7 protein-coding genes are annotated in these 7,668 nt (G+C 68.6%); 3 read left to right on the top strand and 4 right to left on the bottom strand.

Annotated elements, in window-relative coordinates; genetic code table 11:
- Positions 1 to 59 precede the first annotated feature (59 nt).
- A complete protein-coding gene (icmF, locus tag PKH97_RS11255) occupies positions 60 to 3,293 on the bottom strand; it encodes a fused isobutyryl-CoA mutase/GTPase IcmF (protein ID WP_324387530.1) in 3,234 nt (1,077 codons plus the stop codon).
- A 141-nt stretch (positions 3,294 to 3,434) separates the two neighbouring features.
- Here icmF and PKH97_RS11250 point away from each other — a divergent pair, with 141 nt between their 5' ends.
- Positions 3,435 to 3,935: a MarR family transcriptional regulator gene (locus PKH97_RS11250; protein ID WP_324387529.1), complete on the top strand. Its 501-nt coding sequence runs from the start codon at positions 3,435 to 3,437 to the stop codon at positions 3,933 to 3,935.
- Positions 3,936 to 4,498: 563 nt separating this feature from the next.
- Positions 4,499 to 4,816, top strand: coding sequence for a hypothetical protein (locus PKH97_RS11245; protein ID WP_324387528.1), 318 nt, complete (start codon positions 4,499 to 4,501; stop codon positions 4,814 to 4,816).
- A gap of 52 nt (positions 4,817 to 4,868) precedes the next feature.
- Here PKH97_RS11245 and PKH97_RS11240 read toward each other — a convergent pair whose 3' ends face one another.
- The 3 genes from PKH97_RS11240 to PKH97_RS11230 are packed head-to-tail and all read right to left on the bottom strand — an operon-like array spanning position 4,869 to position 7,262.
- The gene (locus PKH97_RS11240) at positions 4,869 to 5,330 is read right to left on the bottom strand and encodes a hypothetical protein (RefSeq protein WP_324387526.1); all 462 of its coding nucleotides are present in this window, start codon (positions 5,328 to 5,330) and stop codon (positions 4,869 to 4,871) included.
- Positions 5,317 to 5,880, bottom strand: a complete 564-nt coding sequence (locus PKH97_RS11235) for a sigma-70 family RNA polymerase sigma factor (protein ID WP_324387525.1) — start codon at positions 5,878 to 5,880, stop codon at positions 5,317 to 5,319. The genes PKH97_RS11240 and PKH97_RS11235 overlap by 14 nt, the downstream gene beginning before the upstream one ends.
- The gene (locus tag PKH97_RS11230) at positions 5,877 to 7,262 is read right to left on the bottom strand and encodes a S8/S53 family peptidase (RefSeq protein ID WP_324387524.1); all 1,386 of its coding nucleotides are present in this window, start codon (positions 7,260 to 7,262) and stop codon (positions 5,877 to 5,879) included. Before PKH97_RS11230 ends, PKH97_RS11235 begins: the two co-directional genes overlap by 4 nt.
- 137 nt (positions 7,263 to 7,399) lie before the next feature.
- Between PKH97_RS11230 and PKH97_RS11225 the strand changes: the two genes are divergently transcribed.
- A partial coding sequence (locus tag PKH97_RS11225; protein WP_324387523.1) for a hypothetical protein occupies positions 7,400 to 7,668 on the top strand: 269 nt, incomplete at its 3' end.

Raw genomic sequence — 7,668 nt, 5'->3', positions numbered from 1 at the left:
TGGACAAGCTTGCGCCGTCCACTCGACGGGTCTGAATCGGCCTCTCGACGGTTTGGTGGTCAGACGTTGCGGCGGTACTGGCCGCCCACCTCGAAGAACGCGTCGCTGATCTGGCCGAGGCTGGCCACGCGCACCGCGTCCATCAGAGCTGCAAACACATTGCCCCCTGAGGTCGCCGCCGCCTTGAGCCGCTCCAACGCCGCCGGCGCCTCGTCCCGGTGCGCCTCGTGGAAGGCTCGCAGCCGGGTCAGCTGCGATTGCTTCTCCTCCTCGGTCCCGCGCGCCAGCTCCACGCTCTGGGTGTCGTGGCTGTGGTCGTCGGTCAGGAAGGTGTTGACGCCGACGATCGGGAGCGATCCGTCGTGCTTGCGGTGCTCATAGAGCATGGACTCGTCCTGGATCTTGCCGCGCTGATAGCCGGTCTCCATCGCCCCGAGCACGCCACCGCGGTCGGCGATCCGCTCGAACTCGGCGAGCACGGCCTCCTCGACCAGGTCGGTGAGTTCCTGGATGATGAACGAGCCCTGCAGCGGGTTCTCGTTCATCGACAGGCCCCACTCCTGGTCGATGATCAGTTGGATCGCGAGCGCCCGTCGCACCGAATGCGCAGTCGGGGTGGTGATCGCCTCGTCATACGCGTTCGTATGCAGTGAGTTGGCGTTGTCGTAGAGCGCGCACAGCGCCTGCAGAGTCGTGCGGATGTCGTTGAAGTCCATCTCCTGTGCGTGCAGCGAGCGTCCCGAGGTCTGCACGTGGTACTTCAGCTTCTGGGCGCGCTCGCCCGCGCCATACAGCTCCTTCATCGCGACCGCCCAGATGCGGCGGGCGACCCGGCCGATCACGCTGTATTCGGCGTCCATCCCGTTGGAGAAGAAGAAGGAGAGGTTCGGCGCGAACTCATCGATCGTCATGCCGCGGGCGAGGTAGGCCTCGACATAGGTGAAGCCGTTGGCGAGGGTGAAGGCGAGCTGACTGATCGGGTTCGCCCCCGCCTCGGCAATGTGATAGCCGCTGATCGAGACCGAATAGAAGTTGCGCACCCGATGGGCGATGAACCACTCCTGGATGTCCGCCATCGCCCGCAGCGCGAACTCGGTGGAGAAGATGCAGGTGTTCTGGCCCTGGTCCTCTTTGAGGATGTCGGCCTGCACCGTCCCGCGGACCGTCGAGAGCGCGCGCGCCCGAATCTCTTCTGCCTCAGCGGCATCCGGCTCGCGTCCCTCCTCCTCGCGGAAGCGGTCGAGCTGCTGGTCGATCGCGGTGTTGAGGAACATGGCGAGGATCGTCGGCGCGGGCCCGTTGATCGTCATCGACACCGAGGTCGTCGGCGAGCACAGGTCGAAGCCGCCGTAGAGCACCTTCATGTCATCGAGGGTCGCCACCGAGACGCCGGACGTGCCGACCTTGCCGTAGACATCGGGCCGGGGGTCAGGGTTGCGCCCATAGAGCGTGACCGAGTCGAAAGCCGTCGAGAGGCGGGTCGCCGGGTTGCCGGCCGAGAGCAGCTTGAAGCGCCGGTTGGTCCGCGCCGGGTCGCCCTCGCCGGCGAACATCCGCGCTGGCGCCTCGCCCGCGCGCTTGAACGGGAAGACCCCCGCGGTGAACGGGAAATAGCCGGGCAGGTTTTCGCTGCGCAGGAAGCGCAACAACTCCCCATGGTCGGTATGCCGTGGCAAGGCCACCCGCTTCACGTGCGTCCCGGAGAGGGTCACCTTGGTCAACGGGGTGCGAATCTCCTTCCCGCGCACCACATACACCTGCTCGTTGCCGTCATACGACGCGACCGTGGCCGGCCACTGGGCGAGGGCGGCACGAGCGTCCGCACTCACGCCGGACTCGACATCGGCGATGAGGGCCTCGACGTCGGTGGTGTCTTTGGCGGCGTGGGCGAGCAGGGACTGGGTGGCGTTGAGCTGCTGGACGGTCCGGGCGGCCTTGGCCTGGGCGGCCGTTGTGCGGTGATAGCCGCGGATGGTGTCGGCGATCTCGGCGAGATAGCGCTCGCGGCCCTTGGGCAGCACCGAGGTCAGGCCGCTGGAGATCTTCGTCGCGGGGCTCGGCAAGGTGCCCTCGAACTCCGGCAGGCCCTTGGCGGTGAGCAGCGACTTCAGGTGCTGATAGAGCGCGGTGACTCCGTCGTCGTCGAAGCGTGCGGCGCTGGTGCCGAAGACCGGCATGTCCTCCCACGAGGTGCCGAAGACCTGCCGGTTGCGGACCAGTTGGCGGGCGACATCGCGACGGGCATCGTCAGCGCCGCGGCGCTCGAACTTGTTGATGGCGACGACATCGGCGAAGTCGAGCATGTCGATCTTTTCGAGCTGGCTCGCGGCGCCGTATTCGGGCGTCATGACGTAGAGCGCGACGTCGACGTGGTCGGTGATGGCCGCGTCGCCCTGGCCGATGCCGGGGGTCTCGACGATCACCAGGTCGAAGCCCGCGCACTTGGTGGCGGCGATCATCTCATCGAGTGCCGGCGGGACCACGGCGCCGGCCTGGCGAGTAGCGAGCGAGCGGAAGTAGACGACACCGGGTTCGATGGAGTTCATCCGGATCCGGTCGCCGAGCAGGGCACCGCCGCCCTTGCGCCGGGTCGGGTCGACGGCGAGCACGGCCACCCGGATCTTGTCCTGGGCGTCGCGGCGCAGGCGGCGGACGAGTTCGTCGGTGAGCGAAGACTTGCCCGAGCCGCCGGTGCCGGTGATGCCGAGGACCGGGACGGTGCGGCGGCCACCTTCGGCGCGGACGGTGTCGGCGAGGGCGGCATCGTGACCGGCCTCGAGGACGGTGAGCACGCGGGCTAGGGCGCGCTCCTCGCCGGTGAGCAGGGCCTCGACGTCAACGCCGGACTCGGCGAGGTCGGTATCGCACTCGGCGATCAGCTCGTTGATCATCCCGGGCAGGCCGAGCCGCTGGCCGTCCTGCGGGCTGAAAATGTGCGCCCCGACGGACGCGAGTTGCTCGATCTCGGACGGGACGATCACGCCACCCCCGCCGCCATACAGCTTGATGTGGCCTGCGCCCCGCGCCTTGAGTTCCTCGGCGAGATAGGTGAAGTACTCGACGTGGCCGCCCTGATAGGAGCTGATCGCCACGCCCTGGACGTCTTCTTGGATGGCCGCGGTGACGACTTCGGCGACGCTGCGGTCGTGGCCGAGGTGGACGACCTCGGCGCCCTGGCTCTGCAGCAGCCGTCGCATGATGTTGATGGCTGCGTCGTGACCGTCGAAAAGGCTTGCCGCAGTGACGAATCGCACCGGGTTGGTCGGGACGTGCAGGGCGGGCTTGTCACTCATCGACGGCTCCATCGCGGTCCGTGGCGCCTCGGCCGGCGCTCTATGTACGTCGGATACTAGGACGTCCATGCATTTTTCGCCAGCTGTCTGTTATAGGCGAGGATGCATGGACTTCCATGCATCTCCGCTACCCTCGGCCGTATGCCCGAGCCGCGCCCCCTCGACACCATCGCCGAAGCCCGGCGCAAGTGGGTCGAGCACGGGTGGGCGGACAGCGCCGACGGGATGGCGGCGGTGACCTCCTTGATGCGCGCGCAAGCGATCATGTCGATGCGGGTCGAGAACGCCCTGCGGCCAGTGGGCATCACCTTCGCCCGCTACGAGGTGCTGATGCTGCTCGTCTTCTCTGAGCGCGGCTCGCTGCCGATGTCGCTGATCGGGCAGCGTCTGCAGGTCCACCAGACCAGCGTGACCAATGCCGTCGACCGGCTGGAGGGCGCGGCATACGTCCGTCGGCTGCCGCATCCGAGCGACCGGCGCGCGACGATCGTCGAACTGACGCCGGGCGGGCGCGAGATCGCCGCAAAGGCGACCGAGGTCCTCAACCGCGACGTCTTCACCGACCCCGGGCTCGGCGAACGCGACCTGGGTCAGTTGGTCCGGGTGCTCGGACGGTTGCGCCGCGACGCCGGCGACTTCTGAGGCACGCCAACGAGTTTCACCGACCCGGGGCCTGGGGCCCAGCGCATCTCCGCGGGGGTCGTACCAAACCGCGAGACCAGAATCATCCGGCACAACCTTCGCGTTGGTCTCGGCGCCTGGGCGGGTGGAGTGTCGCCCGGGTGCGGCACTCGCATGCCGTCCACTCGCAGGGGAGAAGTGATATCCGGTCTTCGTCCCGTCCTCGCCGCACTCGTTACCGCACCCATCGCCATCGTCGGCGGGCCGGCACTCGCGGTCACCCAGATCGCACGCGCCGGCGGCAGCGCCCGTGCCGGGGCAGCCGTCATTGGCGATTCCCCAATCGGCACAGTTGATGACAGCGGTCAGGTCGGGCGCACCTATGTCTTTCCCGCGTCGGTGGCCGCGACGATGCCGCCGGCACCCGCGCCGGCGGCGAGCAGGCATTGCAGCAAGGACAACGCCCCATTTCGTTCACTATGTGAGATTTTCGTCTCACGGGGTGGCTGACCTGTGCGTTCGCGATCTCACAGATTGAGATGTCGCGGTCTTGCCGTCGTGAGTCACCGGGGTGACCATGGGGCATGGGGACTTATGACGTCGAGATCCGCGATCTGCGCGGGCACATGCTGTTCACCCGCAGAGGCATCCAGGCTGCGGACGAGGCCGGTGCGCGGGATCACGTCCGCAAGATCTGGGGTCCGCGGCGCCGCGAGGATTGCGTGATGACGACCTACCGGCAGCGCCGGGCTCGTGGGCGGGTGCTGGTCGGGTCTGACTACCTGCCCGGCAGCGGGGACGGCGGGGGCGATGACGGCGCTGCTGGCGTGCGCGAACCCCGGCGCCCCCTGCCCGGGCCCGGCCACCTGTCTGCCGAAGCCCCCCTCCCCGAGCCCCGCTGATCCCCCGCGCTCGCGGTCGCCTCAGCTTCCCGCCCGATGCCGCAACCCCTCGTCAGACCGCGAACCAGGGGGTCATGACCGCGCCCGAGACGAAGACGGCAATCATCCGCACGCTGCCCGCGGGCACTTGCGTGATGCGCTCCCCGAACCGGTCCGGGGGCACCTGGACGGTCTGCCCGTCGGGGAACTGCACGCTGATCTCCTCGGCCGCGGCCGCTGCCTCCTCATCGTGCGCGACGAGCACCAGCCGCCGGCGGCGATAGCCGGCAGGCTCGACCTCAGCCCGCAGCCGCAGCGGCCCGAAGGCGAAGGAGTAGGACGCGCCGTCCCCCCGCGTCAGGATGGCATCCTCGGTCAACGCGGCCAGGCGGGCATCGACGCCGACCCAGTCGTGGAGGGCCTTGGCGGCGTCCGCAACGGTCTGCGGCATCGCGTCCTCGTCGCGGGTCAACTCAGCGAGCAGGGCGAGCAGTTGGCGGTCGCCCTCGCCGAGCACGAGGTCATCGGGTGACATCGACGGCCTCCTCGAGGTGTCGTTTCAGGATAGCGAGACATCGGATCCGGGTGGGCCCGATGGATCCGATCGGCATCTGTAGATCGGCCGAAATCTGTTGGTAGCTCTCGGATTCCACCACGAGTCGGCGCAGCAACTCGCGGCAGCGCTCGGTCAGCAGGGCGAACGCGCCGGCGACCTCCAGGATGGTCTCCTGCCGGGTCACCTGATCGACCGGACCAGCCCCAGTGTCGACGATCTGCATCTCGGTCACGTCAACCGGTTCATAGCGGGCCCGCGCCCGGATCAGCGCGAGGCACTCGCGCTTGGTCGTCGTGACCAGCCACGCACCGACCCGCGACGGCTCGTGCAGGCGGCCGAGATTCTCGGCGAGCCGCAGCCATACGGTCTGGGAGACGTCCGCAGCGTCGGTGCTGCTGAGGCGGCAGCGGATGGCAACGGCATACACCAATCGCGCGTAGCGATCGACAAGGGCACTCCACGCGGCCTCGTCCCCCTCGCGGGCCGCGAGGACAAGGTCGGTGACATCGTCGAGGGTCGGGTCGCTCACGACAGATCCAACAGATAGCCGTATGCCGAGCTCGGCGGCCGCGGTGACGTCGCGAAGAGGTGCTCCAAGGCGTCGTCCGGGGCCAGCTGCTGGCCGAGCAGGGTCGCGAGCTCGCCGGTGACCTTCGGGGCGGCGAAGGAGGTGCCATACCACGTGCCCCACGGGTTGACGTCGCCACCCGGGTCGGCGGGGTCGACGACATAGATGCTGGTCACGGGGTCGGCGATGGTCGAGCAATCGACCCACGGGCCGCGGTTGGACCAGACCAGCGGGTCGAGGTCCGTCTCGGTGCCACCCACGCCGACGGTCGCCTTGTGGGCGGCGGGAAGCATGGGCGTCGTCGTCCCGCTGTTGCCCGCGGCCGCGACGATCAGCACGTCGGTGTCCTGGCGGATGCGGTGCAGGGCGGCTGATAAGGCAGGGTTGCCGACCAGGTGGGGGTCCTCGAAACCGAGTGAGCAGTTGAGGATCTGGCAGCCGTCGTCGACCGCCTGCATCAAACAATCCATCAGCCGCCACGAACTGCCGAAGCCGTGGGAGTCGACGGCGCGATACTGGCGGATCTCGGCGTCGGGCGCGTGGCGCAGGAGAACACCAGTGACGAAGGTCCCGTGTCCCGCGCCCGGGTCGAGCACGCCGGGGGCGGCCTGGGTCAGCGAGGAGTAACCGTCGGTGACCGTCGTGACATTGTCGAGCCAGCCGTCCGTCCTTTTGGGGGCGTCCGCTGGCTCGAAGCCGCCGTCGATGACACCGACGGTGATGCCTTTGCCCCGGCCGGTCCCCGTGGGGCGTGGCCCGAGACTCTCCGCCCGGCCGGCCTGACCGCCGCCGGCGAGCGGACGCACGGGGGGCGCCGGTTTGAGGACGATGTTCTCGTAGGTCACATCGTCCAGGCTCATGGCCAACGGATCGCTGCCCGGCGTGGGATTTTCCGACTCGTTCACGATCGCGGTGTAGAGAGCTTGCGGGTCGCTCCCCGCCAGACCGAGCAGGCTCACGCCGAGTCCCCACCGGTCGTCCTCCTGGGTCTCGATCGAGATGCCTTGGTCGGCCAGCCAGGACTTGATCCGGTCGTACTGGCTGGTCTGGATGATCAGCCGGCCGTCGACGGCGAGGCGAGAGAGCTCTCGGGGCCGGATCGTGACGACCAGCCCGCGCGGGCCGCTGGGGTCCTGGAGCGGGCTGTATCCGAAGTCGGAATCGGTCTGCTGGAACTCGGCATACGTCTCCAGCGCCGCACGCGTGTCGCGTTCGGTGAACGGGTCGTCGCCGCCGTCCTTCGGCTGCTGGTCGAACACGTCCCGAAGGCGGCCGACCAAACGACCACCGATCTGGTCGCGCCAGGGCACGCGCGTGACCTTGATGAACTCGTCGTGCGACATGATCTCTCCAAGCGGTCGAGGACGGAGGCGATGTGAGCGGGTCGTACACGTCGGAAGAGGGCGCAACCGGGTCCGTGATACACGCCAGGACGCTTCGTGATGCGATTATCGACCAGAACGACCCCGAGGCGCCAGGGGTGGGAGCGGCCATCGAACGTGCGACGGCCGAGGGCGAACACCTGGTGCTGGCCATCCTGCGCAATGCGATCGCCATGGCCTATCGCGAGACCGCGCGCGCGGGGCCCGCGGTGGACGCAGCCGATCAGGCCCTGAGCGCGGCGCAGCTCGCCCAAGTGGACGACCTCGCAGACGCCGCCCGGCTCGCGGAAGCGGTCGATGAAGAAGTGCGCGCCCACACCACCTTGGCCATGGCTCGATTGGAGTTGGGGGACTTCCCGCGGGCCCG

This window comes from Nostocoides sp. (assembly GCF_035343835.1).
In the GTDB taxonomy this organism is placed as follows: Bacteria; Actinomycetota; Actinomycetes; order Actinomycetales; family Dermatophilaceae; genus Nostocoides_A; species Nostocoides_A vanveenii.
The sequence above is the reverse complement of the archived record's forward strand: the minus strand, read 5'-3'. Positions and strand labels throughout refer to the sequence as shown.

Bases quoted from the DNA above. Each gene is read 5' to 3' on its own strand.
- icmF (WP_324387530.1), bottom strand. From the start codon at position 3,293: ATGAGTGACAAGCCCGCCCTGCACGTCCCGACCAACCCGGTGCGATTC.
- PKH97_RS11250 (WP_324387529.1), top strand. From the start codon at position 3,435: ATGCCCGAGCCGCGCCCCCTCGACACCATCGCCGAAGCCCGGCGCAAG.
- PKH97_RS11245 (WP_324387528.1), top strand. From the start codon at position 4,499: ATGGGGACTTATGACGTCGAGATCCGCGATCTGCGCGGGCACATGCTG.
- PKH97_RS11240 (WP_324387526.1), bottom strand. From the start codon at position 5,330: ATGTCACCCGATGACCTCGTGCTCGGCGAGGGCGACCGCCAACTGCTC.
- PKH97_RS11230 (WP_324387524.1), bottom strand. From the start codon at position 7,262: ATGTCGCACGACGAGTTCATCAAGGTCACGCGCGTGCCCTGGCGCGAC.